At 56.5% G+C, this 16,838-nt stretch carries 15 protein-coding genes; 6 read left to right on the top strand and 9 right to left on the bottom strand.

The window, feature by feature from the left end; genetic code table 11:
* The first annotated feature begins 43 nt into the window (after positions 1-43).
* Positions 44-1,225 (top strand): efflux RND transporter periplasmic adaptor subunit, encoded by a 1,182-nt coding sequence (locus JM93_RS10825; protein ID WP_145343172.1) that lies wholly within the window; start codon positions 44-46, stop codon positions 1,223-1,225.
* Positions 1,226-1,259: 34 nt separating this feature from the next.
* Positions 1,260-4,427: an efflux RND transporter permease subunit gene (locus tag JM93_RS10820; protein WP_145343170.1), complete on the top strand. Its 3,168-nt coding sequence runs from the start codon at positions 1,260-1,262 to the stop codon at positions 4,425-4,427.
* Positions 4,428-4,435: 8 nt separating this feature from the next.
* Here JM93_RS10820 and JM93_RS10815 read toward each other — a convergent pair whose 3' ends face one another.
* Entirely contained in the window at positions 4,436-5,128 is a 693-nt protein-coding gene (locus JM93_RS10815; RefSeq protein ID WP_145343168.1) for a glycosyltransferase, read from the bottom strand.
* A 101-nt stretch (positions 5,129-5,229) separates the two neighbouring features.
* Between JM93_RS10815 and JM93_RS10810 the strand changes: the two genes are divergently transcribed.
* Both JM93_RS10810 and JM93_RS10805 read left to right on the top strand, forming a co-directional pair.
* Positions 5,230-6,354, top strand: a complete 1,125-nt coding sequence (locus JM93_RS10810; RefSeq protein WP_244300806.1) for a PA0069 family radical SAM protein — start codon at positions 5,230-5,232, stop codon at positions 6,352-6,354.
* 43 nt (positions 6,355-6,397) lie between these two features.
* Positions 6,398-7,036: a ribonuclease HII gene (locus JM93_RS10805; RefSeq protein WP_145343164.1), complete on the top strand. Its 639-nt coding sequence runs from the start codon at positions 6,398-6,400 to the stop codon at positions 7,034-7,036.
* Between the two features lie 49 nt (positions 7,037-7,085).
* Here the strand turns inward: JM93_RS10805 and JM93_RS10800 are convergent, their stop codons facing one another.
* The 8 genes from JM93_RS10800 to JM93_RS10765 all read right to left on the bottom strand — a co-directional run bounded on the left by JM93_RS10800 (position 7,086) and on the right by JM93_RS10765 (position 14,758).
* Complete coding sequence (locus JM93_RS10800) at positions 7,086-7,565, bottom strand: F0F1 ATP synthase subunit B (RefSeq protein ID WP_145343162.1); 480 nt, start codon at positions 7,563-7,565, stop codon at positions 7,086-7,088.
* A gap of 10 nt (positions 7,566-7,575) precedes the next feature.
* Entirely contained in the window at positions 7,576-8,124 is a 549-nt protein-coding gene (locus JM93_RS10795; RefSeq protein ID WP_145343160.1) for a F0F1 ATP synthase subunit B, read from the bottom strand.
* Between the two features lie 78 nt (positions 8,125-8,202).
* Positions 8,203-8,430 (bottom strand): F0F1 ATP synthase subunit C, encoded by a 228-nt coding sequence (locus JM93_RS10790; protein ID WP_145343158.1) that lies wholly within the window; start codon positions 8,428-8,430, stop codon positions 8,203-8,205.
* Between the two features lie 70 nt (positions 8,431-8,500).
* Positions 8,501-9,250 (bottom strand): F0F1 ATP synthase subunit A, encoded by a 750-nt coding sequence (locus tag JM93_RS10785; RefSeq protein WP_145343156.1) that lies wholly within the window; start codon positions 9,248-9,250, stop codon positions 8,501-8,503.
* A 45-nt stretch (positions 9,251-9,295) separates the two neighbouring features.
* The gene (locus JM93_RS10780) at positions 9,296-9,688 is read right to left on the bottom strand and encodes an AtpZ/AtpI family protein (RefSeq protein ID WP_145343154.1); all 393 of its coding nucleotides are present in this window, start codon (positions 9,686-9,688) and stop codon (positions 9,296-9,298) included.
* Positions 9,689-9,892: 204 nt separating this feature from the next.
* Positions 9,893-13,351, bottom strand: a complete 3,459-nt coding sequence (gene smc, locus JM93_RS10775) for a chromosome segregation protein SMC (RefSeq protein WP_145343152.1) — start codon at positions 13,349-13,351, stop codon at positions 9,893-9,895.
* 90 nt (positions 13,352-13,441) lie between these two features.
* Positions 13,442-14,113 carry a DsbA family protein gene (locus JM93_RS10770; RefSeq protein ID WP_155197495.1) on the bottom strand — a complete coding sequence of 224 codons (672 nt, stop codon included), beginning with the start codon at positions 14,111-14,113 and terminating at the stop codon, positions 13,442-13,444.
* 165 nt (positions 14,114-14,278) lie between these two features.
* Positions 14,279-14,758 carry a DUF721 domain-containing protein gene (locus JM93_RS10765; RefSeq protein ID WP_280114419.1) on the bottom strand — a complete coding sequence of 160 codons (480 nt, stop codon included), beginning with the start codon at positions 14,756-14,758 and terminating at the stop codon, positions 14,279-14,281.
* A gap of 243 nt (positions 14,759-15,001) precedes the next feature.
* Between JM93_RS10765 and mutY the strand changes: the two genes are divergently transcribed.
* Together mutY and JM93_RS10755 are read left to right on the top strand one after the other, a co-directional pair.
* Positions 15,002-16,075: an A/G-specific adenine glycosylase gene (gene mutY / locus JM93_RS10760; protein WP_145343148.1), complete on the top strand. Its 1,074-nt coding sequence runs from the start codon at positions 15,002-15,004 to the stop codon at positions 16,073-16,075.
* Positions 16,076-16,273: 198 nt separating this feature from the next.
* Positions 16,274-16,756, top strand: a complete 483-nt coding sequence (locus tag JM93_RS10755; RefSeq protein ID WP_196220709.1) for a fasciclin domain-containing protein — start codon at positions 16,274-16,276, stop codon at positions 16,754-16,756.
* Positions 16,757-16,838 lie beyond the last annotated feature (82 nt).

The following is a 16,838-nucleotide window of genomic DNA, read 5'->3' as shown; positions in this document are numbered from 1 at the left end:
GGACATACCGGTCACACGTAGACGTGCAACCGAAGTTTCACCTATGCCAAAAAAGATCTTTTTTGTTGCCCTTCTGTTTCTTCTTGGTCCGACGCTTGTGCACGCTCAGGGGCGTCCAGCGGGCGTGCTAACCGATCTCGTAACAACGGAAGAAACGAGCGAAACAATCTCGATCTTCGGCGAGTTGGTCGCCGAGCGGCAAAGCCGTGTGGCTGCACGCATTTCCGGAGTTGCAGACACGGTTTCGGTAGAAATCGGCGACAAAGTGGCTTCGGGAGACATCTTAGCGACGATCGACGGGGAGCTTCTAAGCATAGAACTGTCCCGTGCGGAGGCAGATTTATCAGTGGCAGAAGCGGCTGCGCAAACTTCTCGGCTGCAAGTCGATACAGCACAGACCGCTTATTCGCGTGCAGAACGGCTCCAACAGCGCTCAATCATTTCGAATGCAACCTACGAAGAACGTCTAAATGTCCTTTCAGTCGCAAAAGGCCGCCAAGCAGAGGCAGAGGCCCGGGTAAACGTTGCGAAAATGGCTCTGCGCCGTGCAAAGTACGACCTGAACAATGCAACCGTTCGAGCGCCGTTTGACGGTATCGTGATTGAAGTAGGAACCGAGGTAGGGCAGTTCGTTGGAGTCGGGACAGAAGTCGCAAGGTTGATTGACACCGGTGATATACGAGTTGAAGCCAATGTTCCCGCGCGCTTCATAGAAGCCCTCCAGCCAGACCAGACAATCTACGGCGAAACCGGATCAGGCGGAGCTGTTGTTCTTAAACTTCGTGCGGCATTGCCGACCGAGTCGTCTGCGACCCGAACCCGACCAGTCATTTTTGATGTGGTTTCGAAAGAAGGAATCGCAGCCGCTGGGCAATCTCTGACGCTTGAATTGCCCATCAGCGCACCACGCGAGGTGCATGCCGTCCCTAAGGATGCACTTATTCAAAGCCGCGACGGCTGGCAGGTATTTCTTGCCAAAGACGGCATTGCCGAGCCGCGCACGGTGGCCATCGGCATCGCCCTTGGAGACCGGTATGAAGTCGTCTCGGGACTGGAGGCTGGGGATGTGGTCGTGGTCCGTGGCAACGAAAGACTTCGGCCCGGGCAGCAAATAGCTCCGACACCTGTTAACGGACAGCCTGCCGAGAAAAAACAGGGCGAGCAGATTGGTGAGGGCAACATCGGTCAGCCACAGAAACAGGCATCGGCCCGCGCCGCAGAGTAAGCATGAGGACTGAACGAGCACAGGGCACCAGCTCATGAACCTAATCCGGATTGCAATTGATCGCCCGGTTGCAGTGCTGGCCGTTGTTGCGATGGCCGTTCTTTTCGGCGCGCTTGCACTTACTCGTATCCCAGTTCAGTTGGCACCGGACGTCCGCAAGCCAGTTGTTGTAATCGAGACCAACTGGCCCGGCGCTGCTCCTGCCGAGATTGAACGCGAGATCGTTAATCTTCAGGAAGACGCGTTTCGCGGATTGGAAGGGCTGGAGCAAATGACAAGCCGTTCACGAACCGGACAGGCGGAAGTGACGCTTGAATTCGCGGTTGGGTCGAGCATGGGCGACATTTTGCTTCTCGTTTCGAACCGGCTTGACCGGGTGGATGGCTACCCCGCCGAAGCAAGTGAACCCACCCTCAATACGTCAGGCTCCGATGACAGCCCGATTGCTTGGGTTACACTACGCGCCGAACCTGGAAACACCAGAGCGCTTCCCGAATATGGCGACTTCCTTGAGGACGTCATCAAGTCCCGCATTGAGCGGGTCGACGGGGTTTCGCTTGTCAATATCTTCGGCGGGGTTTCGCGCGAATTGCAGATTGTCATCCGCCCTCAGGAACTGGCCCGCTATGGCCTCACAATCCCCGATGTCGTCCGCCAGCTTCGCGCAGAAAACGTCTCTTTGTCAGCCGGAAACGTCGATGAAGGGAAGCGCCGCTATGTCGTGCGGGCAGAGGGGAGCCTTGACACTATCGAAGCGGTCGAAAGCGTTGTCTTGCGATCTGAAAACGCCAGAGTGGACGGCGCTAGGGGACGCGTCCTCATCTCAGATGTCGCCGATGTCTCTTTTGCCTATGCTGAATCGAATTCACGCCTGCGCTTCCGGGGCGAGCCAGGGCTGGCCTTCAACATCGTGCGCGAGCAAGGTGCCAACGTCATTGCCACTATGACAGAGGTGAAAACCGTCCTCAATGAACTGGCCGCAGGTCCCGTGGCCGATGCCGGTCTGGTCATGGAGCAAGTCTATGACGAAACGATATACATCCAAGGCGCGATTGACCTTGTTGTTCAAAACATCTGGATCGGTGGTCTTTTGGCTGCCGGAGTACTCCTGCTTTTCCTGAGAAGTCCGAGAGCTACTCTGGTCATTTCCCTAGCCATCCCGGTTTCGATTGTCGCCACTTTTGTAGCCATGGCAGCGACTGGTCGAACGCTCAACGTAATTTCTCTGGCTGGTATTGCCTTTGCGGTGGGCATGATCGTCGATGCGGCAATCGTGGTCTTGGAAAACATTTTCCGACTGCGTGAACAGGGCATGTCAAAAAGAGAAGCGGCCTATGAGGGCACCCGGCAGGTTTGGGGCGCCATTCTTGTATCCGCTTTGACGACGGTCATGGTGTTTATTCCAATTCTGATGATGGAATTGGAAGCAGGCCAATTGTTCCGGGATATCGCTGTTGCCATTTCAGTATCCGTTTTATTGTCTCTGGTCGTCGCGATCACGGTTATCCCTGCGCTGTCCTCCCGCTTGCTTTCAGGCGCCGAGGTCGGCAAGCGCAAATTGCCCGGGGTCGATCACTTCGGCGCGGCCTTCACATGGCTGGTGATGGCCTATGTCCGCTTGACTGTCCGGTTCCGGATCATCGGGCTGGCCATGGTCGCGGTGATTGCTGGCGGTGCGCTGACATTGGCTTGGGCATTTTTGCCAAAGCTTGAATACCTGCCGGAAGGCAACCGGAATCTGGTGTTCGGGCTGTTGATCCCTCCTCCCGGCTACAATCTGGACACGACAGAAACAATTGCGGAACGCATTGAAAACGTGGCCAGACCGCTTTGGGAAGCGCGTCCCGCCTCTGCTACGGAACAAGGTACCCCGGCAATCAACAGCTTCTTTTTTGTCGCAAGGCCAGGCAGCAGCTTCGTTGGCGCGGCGGCGGTGGATGAGACCCGTGTGGCTGAGCTGATCCCGTTGCTTTCTCGGCCGATTTTTGCAGAGCCGGGAACCTTCGGATTCATGACCCAGCCGTCACTGTTTGGCCGAGGTGTCGGCGGCGGGCGCACGATCGAACTCAACGTCTCCGGAGACGAACTGGAAGAGATTCTCGGGGTTGCGGGACGTGCGGCTGGCATCATTTCGGGCATCATGCCCCGCTCGGAGGGCCACCAGTTCAGGCCAGTCCCCGGTCTTGAACTCGGCGCACCCGAACTGCGAATGGTACCGAACCGGGTGCGGCTTGCCGATGCCGGTCTGACGACAGAGGCTCTTGCCACCACGGTAGACGCTTATAATGACGGGATCCGCATTGCGGAAATCAGCGTCGGCAACCGTCGGCTCGACCTTAAGCTTCTTGGCGACGAACGCGCACTTGCCGGTCTGAGAACCCAGGATGTCGGGGCCTTTCCGGTCGTCACCTCCGACGGACAGATTATCCCCGTTTCGGAACTGGCCGACGTACGCCTGACAGCAGGTCCGACCGAAATCCTTCACCGGGAACGTCTGCGAACCGTGACATTAGAGGTACGCCCTTCCGACGCCCTTCCACTTGAAGCCGCTGTCGAGCTGCTCCAAGCAGAAGTTATCGATGAACTACAGAGCCAAGGTTTGCCGGCCGGCGTCCAACTGTCGGTGTCAGGCACTGCCGATCAGCTGTCCCAAACCTGGAACGCCATTCAGATCAATCTCGCAGTCGCGATGATCATCGTCTTCCTGGTTATGGTGATCCTATTTGAATCATTCCTGTTGCCGCTTGTCGTAATGATATCGGTACCGGTAGCGGCCGCAGGCGGGGTTGGCGGGCTTGCATTGTTGAACCGGTTTCAGGCGCAACCGCTCGACATGCTGACACTGCTCGGATTTGTTATTTTGGTCGGGATTGTGGTCAACAACGCCATCTTGATCGTGCATCAGACACTGTACCATCTGCGCAGCGAGGGGATGGATCCGGTATCGGCAATCGAAGAGGCCACACGGAACCGAATCCGGCCGATATTCATGTCAACGCTGACCTCAGTTTGCGGAATGCTGCCGCTGGTGTTGTTTCCAGGGGCCGGCTCGGAGCTTTACCGAGGGCTGGGAGCCGTGGTAGTGGGCGGACTGTCCATGTCTGCGTTCCTGACACTGCTCACGGTCCCGCCCTTGCTCCGCGTTATCTTGTCGCTCGACGTCACGCGTTCCGCGTCGGCAGAACCGGTCCCCGCAGAGTAATCTCTGTGTTATCCGTGTATTTTCAACACTAGACTCGGCGGAATACGCAGCGTCCCCACACAAAAACGGGCAATTGATTTCCGAAAACTTTTAACCACACCGTCCGATCCGGGCGTCTCGGTACAAACGGCGGCCGCGCGCAAGATAACCAACCTTGAGCGTCCAATCCGTTTGGCAAGGTCAATATCCTCCATTTCAGGAAGCGGCCGATGACCGCCCAAGTCCTCATAAAACCGACGGCTGATCAACAGACCCTGGTTGCCGTAAGGCATGCCAAGAAGCTGAGAGCGAATGATGGCCAGGGCTTCGGCAAGACGTGGTCCGAACCCGTATGCATCAAATCTCAACTTGAATGCGGCGGCCAGGTATGTCCCGGCGCCGGACCGTTCGGAGCGTTCGATGAACGATTGGGCTTCGTGATGCCATCCTGTTTCAAGAATCGCGTTGGGTGGCAGGAACAATAGCCATTCACCACGCCGGGCATGCCGGGCACCCAAACGCCAACGCTCCCCGCGGCTTTCAGGACCGGTTACCCATATGCAACCGGCCGCATCAGCCACTTGATGACTGGCATCTTCGGATCCGGCATCCGCTATAATCACCTCTTTAACCGCCCCGTCTGCAGCAGCGGTCACAAGAGCTCCCAGTGTATGTGCCAAGTCGGCTTCTGAATTATGTGTCGAAACAATGACGCTGATCATGACGCTTACTTAGCGCTTTTTTTTGTGCAGGGCGAGATGAAGACTTGCATTCACAGCGAAAGACAAACATGTTCTTCTTATGTTCTCAAATTGGAGCTTTCATGGATTCTTCAGCCGCAGCCTTGTTACAAGATGGTTTTGCAGCAGACGGCACCTCCAGTGTGCCGGCGGAACGCCGCAGGGGCCGAGGAGCCGGCCTTAATACCAGCGGACGCTTTGAGAGAACAAAACGGGAATATATAGATGACGGCTGGGACCTTGATGATGAAATTCCTGTCCTGAAAACCGAGGTACAGGAAGAACGGGCAAGGACCATCATCACCCGCAACGAGTCTCCCGACATATCCTTTGACCGTTCGATCAATCCGTATCGCGGGTGTGAGCACGGCTGCATCTATTGCTTTGCGCGTCCGAGCCACGCCTATATGGGGCTTTCTCCGGGATTGGATTTTGAAACGCGGCTGTTTGCGAAACCGAACGCAGCCGAACTTTTGGAGCGGGAACTTTCCCGCCCAGGCTATTCGGTACGCTCAATTGCCATCGGCACCAACACCGACCCTTATCAGCCGCTAGAACGCCGTTACGAATTGATGCGCGGCATTTTGGAAGTACTGAACAGATACAATCACCCTGTTGCCATCGTTACAAAATCCGCACTCATCACACGCGACACCGACATCTTGGCGGATATGGCAAACCGCAACCTCGTAAAAGTTGCCGTTTCAGTCACGACTTTAAACAAAAAACTGTGTCGTACGATGGAGCCCAGGGCATCAGCGCCCCACAAGAGGCTTGAGGCTGTTCAAAGACTTTCAGAAGCAGGTATTCCAACCTCTGTCATGGTAGCCCCGGTGATTCCGGCCCTAACCGACAGCGAAATCGAAAAGATCCTGGAAGCCGCAAAAGACCATGGCGCAGAAGGCGCCGGCTATGTCTTGTTGCGTTTGCCTAGAGAAGTATCCGAACTGTTCCGAGATTGGCTGTTCCGCAATCGGCCGGACAGTTATCGCCATGTCATGAGCTTGGTGCGGTCCATGCGCGGAGGCAAAGACTATGACGCCCAATGGGGTGTTCGAATGCGTGGAGGTGGTCCCTATGCAGAACAAATTTCAAAACGTTTTTCGTTGGCAGCCAAACGGCTCGACCTGAGCCTTCGGCAAAAGAAACTCGATACGGCAAGCTTCGTTTCCCCACAAAAAGGCGGTGTTCAACTAGATTTGTTTTGATGTTGCGCTTGCTCGATCCTCAGAGGCTTGGCAGGAAAGCGATATGGCAGGCTTATTCGATCTTCATTTTGGAGCTGCACCCGATTTAACGCGAGAACGGGCGTATTCATGCTCCTTTCAAAGCCGGCTTGCCGGCATCGACGAAGCAGGGCGGGGTCCATGGGCGGGGCCAGTTGTCACGGCAGCTGTCGTGCTTGACTACGACAATTTACCGTCCGGGCTCAACGATTCAAAGAAACTTGCCGAGGCGAAGCGTGAAGCGCTGTTTCAGGACATCATGGCAAGCGCTCAGGTGTGCATCGCCAGCGCGGCACCTGCAACAATCGACCAGCTCAATATACGCGCGGCCACGCTGCAAGCCATGGCCCGGGCCGTAAATGGTCTTGCCGTCCCGGCCAACTACGTCTTGGTAGACGGGCGAGACATTCCCCCCGGTCTCAAACAACCGGCCCAAGCACTTGTGAAGGGAGACGGGCGCTGTCTATGTATCGCAGCTGCATCAATTGTGGCGAAGGTTACGCGTGACCGCATGATGACGCGCCTTGCCAACCATGTCCCGGACTTCGGCTTCGAAGTTCACAAGGGATATGGCGTCCCAAAACACCAAATTGCCTTGTCTAATCTTGGCCCAAGCCGGCACCACAGGATGTCGTTCAAACCAGTGCAGGCGGCCATTAAATAAAAAAGCGGCCACCAAGGCCGCTTTTTCGTATTCGCTAGACTAGATCAGATCAATTGAGCTGACTCTTAACCTGGTCAATACTCTTGTCGAGGATGTCGTCCGCGACCTTGTCGGTCACTTTCGCTGCCAGGATCTCGCGCGCTGCGGTCACAGAAACATCAGCTGCTTTCGCCCGCACTTCTGCAATCGCCTGGCTTTCGGCCTGAGCAATCTTGTCTTCAGCCGATTTTGACCGCCGGGCAATCATCTCTTCGAGCGCCTGATTGGTCTCGACTGTCAAACGTTCTGCTTCAGCAGTTGCTTCGGCGATGATGCCTTCGGCTTCCGCCTCGGCTTCAGAGCGTTTGCGCTGGTATTCGGCGAGTAGTTCCTGAGCTTCCTCGCGGAGTTTGCGCGCCTCTTCTAGCTCCTTGCGTATATCGTCGGCCCGCTTATCCAACGCACCGCCGATTTTACCAGGAACCTTCAGGTAAAAGATCAAAACGAAGAACAGAACAAGGCCGACCAGCGCCCAAAATGATGCGTCCATCGAACCCTCCTCAGTTCATTGCCGATTTTACGGCTTTGTTTAGGTCGGTTTTTGTCGGCGCTTTGCCGATCAAAGCCTCAACCAGAGCTGAGGTGGTTTCAGAAGCAATGTCGCCAACCTGGTCCAACGCTTCGGACTTAACCTTGGCTATTTGTGCCTCAGCATCGATCAGCTTCTTGTTCAGGTCGGCTTCGGCTTTTTCCCGGCGTGCTTCTTGATCTGCTTTGAGCTTGGAACGGGTATCCTGCGCAATACCATGCGCTTTCGCCCTAGCTTCGGCCAAAGCTTGTTCATAAGCGGCGATTGCCTCGTCGGTTTCCTGCTTCAGCCGGTTGGCTTCTGCAATGTCCCCGGCAATCCGGTCTTCTCGATCCTCGAGAATACCGGCAATCCGCGGCACCGCCACATTTTTCATGATCCAGTAGAACAGGCCGAAAGTAATCGCCAACCAAAGGATCTGAGATGCGAAGGTCGAGCTATCGAACGGCGGGAAGCCGGCGCCATGCTCATCTGCCGGAATATGCAATTCCGTGTTGGTTTGTTCGGCGTTGCCTGCCATGTCCTATCTCCAAAATCCGTTCGGGCGGCGCTGGCGCCGCCCACCGGAGTCGCGTCGGAAATCTCGGTTCAGTTGAGATTAGACAGCGAAAAGGAGAAGAAGAGCGACCAGCAGGGAGAAGATGCCAAGAGCTTCTGTAACCGCGAAGCCGAACACCAGACGACCGAACTGTCCGTCAGCTGCTGTCGGGTTGCGCAGTGCGCCGTTGAGGTAGTTACCAAAGATGGTGCCCAGTGCAATCGCTGCACCGCCCATGCCGAGGCATGCGATACCGGCGCCGATGTACTTTGCTGCTTCTGCTTCCATGACACGTGCTCCTACGTAGTGTTTTGCAGATTTCACAAGCGGCGCGCTCGTCGCCGCATGATGGGTTTGCTCAGTGTGACGGGTGAAGTGCGTCGTTGAGATACATGCAGGTCAAGACCGTAAAAACGTAGGCCTGCAAGAACGCAACTAGGAACTCAAGTGCCGTAATGGCAACCGTCATCCCAAGCGGGAGAATTGCACCGGCGGTGCCAACCGCGCCGGCGGCGCCCATGCTGACAACGAAACCGGCGAAAACTTTCAAGGTGATGTGGCCCGCGAGCATGTTTGCGAACAAACGCACCGACAAACTGATCGGACGGGACAGAAACGAAACAACCTCAATCGGCGCTACAATAATCAAAAGTGCTGACGGCACTCCGGCGGGCGTGAAGAGGTGGAAAAATTTGGCGCCATGACGCATCAGACCGTAGATAACAACGGTCGATATCACGAGCATTGCGAGCATGAATGTTACGATGATGTGGCTTGTCACCGTGAAAAAATACGGAAACATTCCGAGCAGGTTCGCAACGAGCACGAACATAAACAGCGAAAACACCAGCGGAAAAAACCGCATCCCCTCAGTGCCGGCCGAACTTCGAAGCATTCCTGCCACGAATTCATAAGCCATTTCCGAGATGGACTGCATCCGGCTTGGGATCAAGCCTCGGCCGCTTGTCGTGAAAATCAGAAAAGCCGATGCCGCCGCCACGGTCAAAACCATGAACAGCGAAGAGTTGGTGAAAGAGAAATCCATTCCCCCAACTTCAATGGGGAAAAGTTTCTGGATTTGGAACTGATGGATCGGATCGTTCGCCACCGGTCAGCCTTCTTCGCTCGTTCAAAACAGGGCGCATGAGCGCGATTACGTTTCAGACTTGTCGTCTCGATCTTTTGCACGCAGCGCCCTTGCATCCGGTTCAGCGACATAACCCGCAGCCCGTAACACGTTCAAGACGCCCGCCGCAAAACCCAGTAGCAAAAAGACTATCAGCCCAAACGGCGACGTCCCCAGCCATCGGTCGAAGAGCCAGCCCATACCGCCACCAACTATTATGCCGGCAATGAACTCAGAGGAGAGCTTCATTGCCTGCGCGTAGCCGGCTGTGCTGCTGGGCCGCGGGTTCGCAGAAGCTTCGTCAGCTTTGCGGCGCGCGTCCAGCACCTGGTTCAGCTGGTCCCGCCGGGTCGACAGGTCCGCTTCCGCGGGTGCCGGATCCTGATCTTTTTTTCCACCGTTATGCGCAGAGTTGTTCATGATGCCCCGCACCGGCGTATCAAAGATTAGGCGCCGGAATACCCCCGTAAGCCGCGCGCACCATAGTCGGGGGCCTACGCCCTGTCAAGAACAGGTCGGAAACATATAACCCATTGCGTTCAATGGCTTTTTTCAGTTCTCAACCGAAAACACTACCGAAGTTTGATGGCTGTTGCACCCCAGCGGTTCAATTCGGACAATCCCTTAGCCGACCTCACGGAATCTTTCTGCGGTCTCAAGGTCAACTGAAACGAGCTGTGAAACGCCGCGTTCTGCCATTGTCACGCCGAACAGCCGGTTCATCCGCGCCATCGTGATTGGATTGTGAGTAATCACCACAAATCGGGTCTCCGTACTTCGTGCCATCTCGTCCAGAAGATCGCAATACCGCTCCACATTCGCGTCATCCAACGGAGCGTCCACCTCGTCCAGAACGCAAATTGGTGCCGGATTCGTCAAAAAAACCGCGAAAATCAAAGACATGGCAGTGAGCGCCTGCTCACCCCCGGACAGAAGCGTCATAGTCTGCGGCTTTTTGCCCGGGGGGCGCGCGAGGATTTCCAGACCGGCATCCAGCGGATCATCAGAATCAACCAGCTGCAATTCAGCCGTGCCGCCGCCAAACAGATGCGTGAACAGCCTCTGGAAATGGCCGTTCACCACCTCAAACGCCGAGAGGAGACGCTCCCGTGCCTCACGGTTCAGGTTGGAAATACCTGTTCGCAGCCGCCGGATCGCCTCGATCAGATCGTCCCGTTCGGTTGTAAGCGTGATCTTCTGCTCATCGACTTCGCGCAATTCTTCCTCAGCACGCAGGTTCACGCCGCCAAGACGCTCGCGTTCGGCTTTGAGGCGCTCAAGTTTGCGCTCAATCGCATCAACATCCGGCAGCGGTGCGCCTTCTTTGAGACCTGCAATTCCGGGAAGTGCAGAAACCGGTGTCTCCAGGTCTTCATCGATGCGCCGTTCAAGCGACTGTTTCCGGTCGCGCGCCGCCTGAAGGCGCTCCTCTGCCCGGATCTTTTGCTCGCGCGCCTTGGCCATGGCTTCAAGAGCGTTTTTCGCGACGCGATCAAAGTCAGCCATGTCAGTTTCTGCAGATTGCAGCTCGTCGTCACATTTCTTTTTCTCGTCCTCCGCGTTGCTGATGGCAGACAGCAGATCACGCCGCTTGAGTTCGAGGTCTTCCGGAGCTTCAACCAAGACATCGCGTTCTTCTTCAGCTTCACGCTGGCGGGCTTTCAGTACTTCAATCTGCGAACTCGCGTTGGCCGCCCGGGTTTTCCAGCCATCATATTCGCGGGCAATCGCTTCCAACCGACGGTCCCGCATTTGCTTTTCGCGCACAAGCCCCTCGGACACCGCACGTGCTTCCGCCAATTTCGACCGGGCTGACGATACATCGCCGGTGAGCCGATCGATGTCTTCTTCGAAAACCGCCAGTCCCGGCAGCTCCAGTGATTGTTCCTCTGCAATTTCCAACTGTTCACGCGCTTCTGATGCCTGCTCGTCAAGACCGGCCATACGCTCGGCTGCAGCCTCCTTCTTCGCGCTCAATTGAGACACAGCGCGCTCGGCAGCCGTTAAGGCATCCTTCGCCTCGGCCAGCTTCTTCTGGCGCTCGCGGAGCAAAGTCCGCGCTGCCTGTTCAGCCTCTCCGGCGCGCCGAAGATCCTCTGTGGCCATGCCATAGGCTTCTATACGATGCTCAAGTTCGATCCGGGCGCGCTCGATCGCGTCGGCCAATTCGGCAAGCCGGTTCCTTTGGGCAAGGCGTTGCGCGGCAGGCGTCGGTGCGTCGGCACTCATAACAAGCCCGTCCCAACGCCACAGATCGCCATCCTGCGAGACAAGCCTTTGCCCCGGTTTGAGGAGTTTTTGCAGGGCGGCGCCATCGCACGGCTCGACCAGACCGATTTGGGCCAGACGACGCGCGACAGCGGCAGGGGCCACTACCGCCTCCTGCAATGACCTTGCACCTGGAGGCAAGTCGGGGTCTTCATCACCAATCTCAGCGCCTGCCCAGCGCACGGCTGCATCTTTGTCGAGGGGTACATCAAGATCGTCACCAAGCGCGGCGCCTAAGGCGGTCTCAAAACCGGACGACACGGTAAGAGCGTCTACTAGCGGCGACCAAGCGCCCGACATGCCCGTATTCAATACGCTTTCTAGTGTCCGGGCCTCGGTTTCGAGCCCGGACAATACTGTCTGGGCCTCCGTGACAGGCCCACGCATGTTTTCCTGTTGGCTGCGCGCTTCGGCGACTTCTGCTTCTGCGGCTACAGCGGCAGCTTCTGCTTCCAATACACTTTCTTCGGCAAGTTCAGCCATCTCGCGGGTGTCACTCACCCCATCCATCTTGGCAAGTTCGGCTTCTATCTCGGAGTAAGCCGCCCGCGCTGCTTCCGCCTGGGCGCCGAACCGGCTGGCACGCTGACGCGCTTCTTCAATGCGCTGGCGAAACCGCTGTTGCTCTGCGGCTGCGTTCGCCCTGGCAGACGTCACCTCCGCGAGGCGCGCCTCAAGCTCTTTCACCGCTTCTTCAGCTTCGGCAATTTTTTCACCGGCCACTTTAGAGCGCTCAGCAACCGACTCATTTTCTTCTAGCAGCTCGGCACGTTCCTCATTCAGGCGCTCCAGAACCTCTTCATTTTCGGACACCATGCGCTCTTCCCGCTCGACATCCTCCGCCAGCTGTCCAAGGCGCCGCTCGAGGTCCTGCAGCCGCTCCTTGATTCGCCGCTCTTCCGAATCGAGCTCGTTTCGAGCAATCAGCAATCTTTGCAGGGCTGCCGCAGCGCTCACAGCCGCGTCTCTGAGTTCGGGGAGCTTGTGGGAGGCAATCGCCTGGACACGGGCGCTCTCAGATTGCAGTGCAGTCGCTTCGCGAACCTCGCGCTCCGCATCGCCGTGTTGAGCCTCCGCTGCCTGAAGCGCATCTCGCGCATCACCCCAGCGCAGATACAAGATCGTTGCTTCCGCGGCCCGAATTTCGCCCGATAAATTGCGATATCGTGTAGCTTGGCGCGCCTGCCGGCGAAGATTGTCTAGCTGGCTATCAATTTGGACCAGTATATCCTCGAGCCGCTCTAGATTTTGCTCGGCAGCCCGAAGCCGGATTTCAGCTTCATGCCGGCGGCTGTGCAGCCCGGAAATACCGGCCGCCTCTTCAAGAATTTGCCTCCTTGAGGTGGGCTTAGATGAGATAAGTTCGCCAATCTGACCCTGCCGGACCATGGCTGGAGAGCGCGCGCCAGTCGAAGCATCTGCAAACAACAGCTGAACGTCTCGGGCCCGGACATCTTTGGCGTTGATTTTATAATTCGAGCCGGATTCGCGTTCAATCCGGCGGCTGACCTCAAGGGTGTCGGCGTCGTTGAACGACGCAGGCGCCGTTCGGTCCGGATTGTCAAGAAACAGCGTGACTTCGGCTGTGTTGCGGGCTGGACGGTTTAGACTACCGGAGAATATGACATCGTCCATGCCGGACGCGCGCATGTTCTTGTAGGAATTTTCGCCCATAACCCAGCGAAGCGCTTCAACCAGGTTGGACTTGCCGCAGCCATTTGGCCCGACCACGCCGGTCAGGCCGTCGCCGATGACAAATTCCATCGGCTCTACAAACGATTTGAATCCAACAACACGCAGCTTTGAAAACTTCATCGGCGCTCCCATCGATGCGATGCGAGCGCCGAGTAACAGCGGGGATCGTTCAAGAGCAACGGCCAAGCATATGGCCGCACGCCAACGCGCTTAAAGCTGCTCCTCAATGATCTTGCTGAATTCGTCAAATGACAGAGCCCCGGAGTGTTTTTCGCCATTTACAAAAAATGTCGGTGTCGAGTTCACGCCAAATTCGGTGGATGCGCGATCCCGCACTGCATTCACTGCGTCGAGCAGGCCCTGGTTTGTCAAGCATTTCTCGAAGGACTCTTGTGTAAATCCGATCTGCTTGGAGAGATTGAGCAGCGAGTTATAGGGATTATCGGTGAACGCCCAGCTGCGCTGCTGTTCGAACATGATGTCAATGATGTCGAAATATTGCTCATCAGGCGCGCAGCGGGCCAGCATGAAGGCAGCAGCTGCAACCGGATCCAGCGGGTATTCGCGGAAGACGAACCGCACCTTGCCGGTTTCAACATATTCTTTTTTCAGTTCCGGATAGGTGCCGGTGTGAAAATTTGCGCAATGGCCACAGGTCATGGAAGCGTATTCGATAATCGTGACCGGCGCATTGTCGTCACCCAAAACCTTGTCGCCAAGAGGCCCAGGCTTCATCAATTCTTCAACATTGACCGATTGCGCGAGGGCGAGAGACGGAAGCGATACGCATGCGGCGCCGACTGTGAATGCAGATGCGGTTTGGAGAAGGGTTCTGCGGGATATTGTCACGAGCGCTGTTCCTGTCGCCTGAATGATTGTCATGCCGGAATGTCCCGGCAAATTTGGGTGTTAAGGTGTGCCCAAACACGCGGATAAGGTCAACTCACCATGATGCGATCTGGGCCGCAGCCGTACATGACAGGTGAAATAGGGCAGCAGTTGGAACACCCCAGTCATCGCCGGTTCAGGCTTTGTAAGAAGCCGCTGCTAACCTGCCGTTCCTTTGCGCTGCCGCGCAACGACCTGCTTACCGAGTTTTTCCAGGGCTTGACGCAAGCGGTCGTTTTCAACCCCGGCCACCCTGGCTTTTATCCGGGCCTCTTCATCGGCGGTCAGCGGCGGCAGAGTCTTTGCCCGGCTTTTCGGCCTTGGTGGAGCGGCCTTTTGAATGATTTTAATTCGGCCAACTGCTGCCCATCCGTAGAAGGTGTTGATACGTTCGATCACCTGCGGCATTTCATGGCTGAGCAAAAGGGCCGTCGCCCCGTCGGTATGCACGAGCAACGTCGCGGGTTCTGCAAACACCTCCCCTGATGCCTCGGCTTCAACCGGTTTGCGGGGCCAAAGCAGCCGCTCCGGGCGGACACGGTCTGCATAGCGCTCACCGACAATGTCAGGCCAGGCTTTCAAGAGATCCAAAGAAGCAAACCCGCGCTTTTGGCACACCGGATCGACCGCCCGGCCGATCAGCTCAGCCAGCGTGCTGGTGTTTGGACCGGCTTTCGCAGCCTTTTTTGCCGAAACCGATGAGATGCTGCTGCTCCAGTTGGCAGTTTACTTCCTGCGGCGCGCAGATGATTCGCCACAAATTGCGACAAAACCAAGACTCACTCTACGCAAATTAAGTACTGGATGGATCTTCATGCCCTTTTCCCCATCAAACACAGGACCACACTTGAAGTTTGATCCAATTTCACCAAGGTGCACCCCATGATCACCAGCCCATCGTCTGCCGACCTTCTTTCCTGGTACGATATTCACGCAAGAGACTTGCCCTGGCGTGTGTCGCCCTCTGACCGCGGTCTCGGGGTGGTTCCGGATCCTTATGCAGTCTGGCTGTCGGAAATCATGCTGCAGCAAACGACCGTCGCAGCAGTGCGCGATTACTTTGTTAAGTTCCTGCGATTGTGGCCGACCGTCAAAGATCTGGCAACGGCCCCCGAAGAAGACGTGATGAAGGCTTGGGCAGGGCTGGGCTATTATTCACGAGCGCGTAATTTGAAGAAATGCGCCGAGACAATCGCCAACGCGTACAACGGAAATTTTCCCAAATCCATGGATGAGTTGCTGAAATTGCCCGGCGTGGGGCCCTACACAGCCGCAGCCATTTCAACAATCGCCTTCGACTCCCATGCAGCGGTTGTCGATGGAAATGTGGAACGCGTTGTCAGCAGGCTATATGCGATCGAACAACCACTGCCAGACAGCAAGCCCTTGATTAAAGACCGGATGGGATCCTTGACGCCTGCAGATCGCCCGGGCGACTTTGCCCAGGCGGTTATGGATCTCGGCGCGACGATCTGCACCCCCAAGCGCCCTGCATGCGCCATATGCCCATGGATGGAGGCCTGTGAAGCCCGGAAAAACGGCATTGCCGAGACGCTTCCGCGGAAAGCGCCGAAAAAACAGAAGCCAACCCGGTATGGCGCCGCATTTGTCGCAATCAACACAGACACCGGCGCCGTACTCCTGCGCAGACGCCCCCCCAGAGGCCTTCTGGGCGGAATGAGCGAAGTTCCCGGGACCGAGTGGTCCGAAGATTTTGAATTGAGAGACCCGGCCGCCCATGCACCGCTCGACGGGCCTTGGCACACTCACACTGGAGAAGTGCGCCACACCTTCACTCACTTTCACCTGCGGCTGACAATCTTAAGCGCTCCTGTCTCCAACAATGCGCAACTTCCTGCGGGATGTTGGTGGGCGGCGCGGGACGGGCTTGAAGATGAGGCGCTTCCTACTGTCATGAGAAAAGCTGTCGCCTGCGCGCTTGGCGGACTTGGATAAGGCGGAACCACAATTTGGAACAGGGGAGGCCTAGGTAGATCGGAAAACCAACAAAAAGTTTTCAGATCGATGATCCGTGGGTATTTTTCCCACGTATGTGGTGCGTTCCTTGGAGACAGGAACCGGACAACGGGCCGCCGCTCTCGGCTACCCCGGAGAAACCGTCCGATTGCAACATGATTGCAAAGGGAGCCAGACATGAAACTGCTGCAGAAATTCCTCTTCGCCATTTTGCTGGTTGTGCCTCTTACGGCAGCGAAAGCCGCTGAAAAAGACATCGTTGATACCGCGGTCGGCGCAGGTTCATTCAACACACTGGTCGCTGCTGTCCAAGCTGCCGGGCTGGTCGACACATTAAAGGGTGACGGCCCGTTCACTGTTTTCGCTCCGACAGACGAAGCATTTGCAAAGCTGCCAGCCGGCACAGTCGAAGACCTGCTCAAGCCCGAAAACAAGGATCAGCTTGTTGCAATTTTGACCTACCACGTCGTTCCAGGAAAAGTGATGTCCAGTGACATCGCCGGAAAGACTGCCGAGGTGGAAACAGTCCAAGGCGGTAACATCAACGTGGATGCGACCGACGGCGTTAAAATTAACGAAGCGAATGTTGTGACGGCAGACGTTGAAGCCTCCAACGGCGTCATCCATGTCATCGATACAGTCATCCTGCCGAAGTCATAAGACTGAATTTATTGGCAGTCCGGTGCCTCGACCGAAATAATGGCTAAAAAAGCCGGTGTCTCTTCAGGGGCACCGGTTTTTG

Source organism: Roseibium hamelinense (assembly GCF_007830545.1).
GTDB classification, from domain to species: Bacteria; Pseudomonadota; Alphaproteobacteria; order Rhizobiales; family Stappiaceae; genus Roseibium; species Roseibium hamelinense.
Note: the sequence above shows the minus strand (reverse complement) of the source record. Positions and strands in the feature narration are given on the sequence as shown.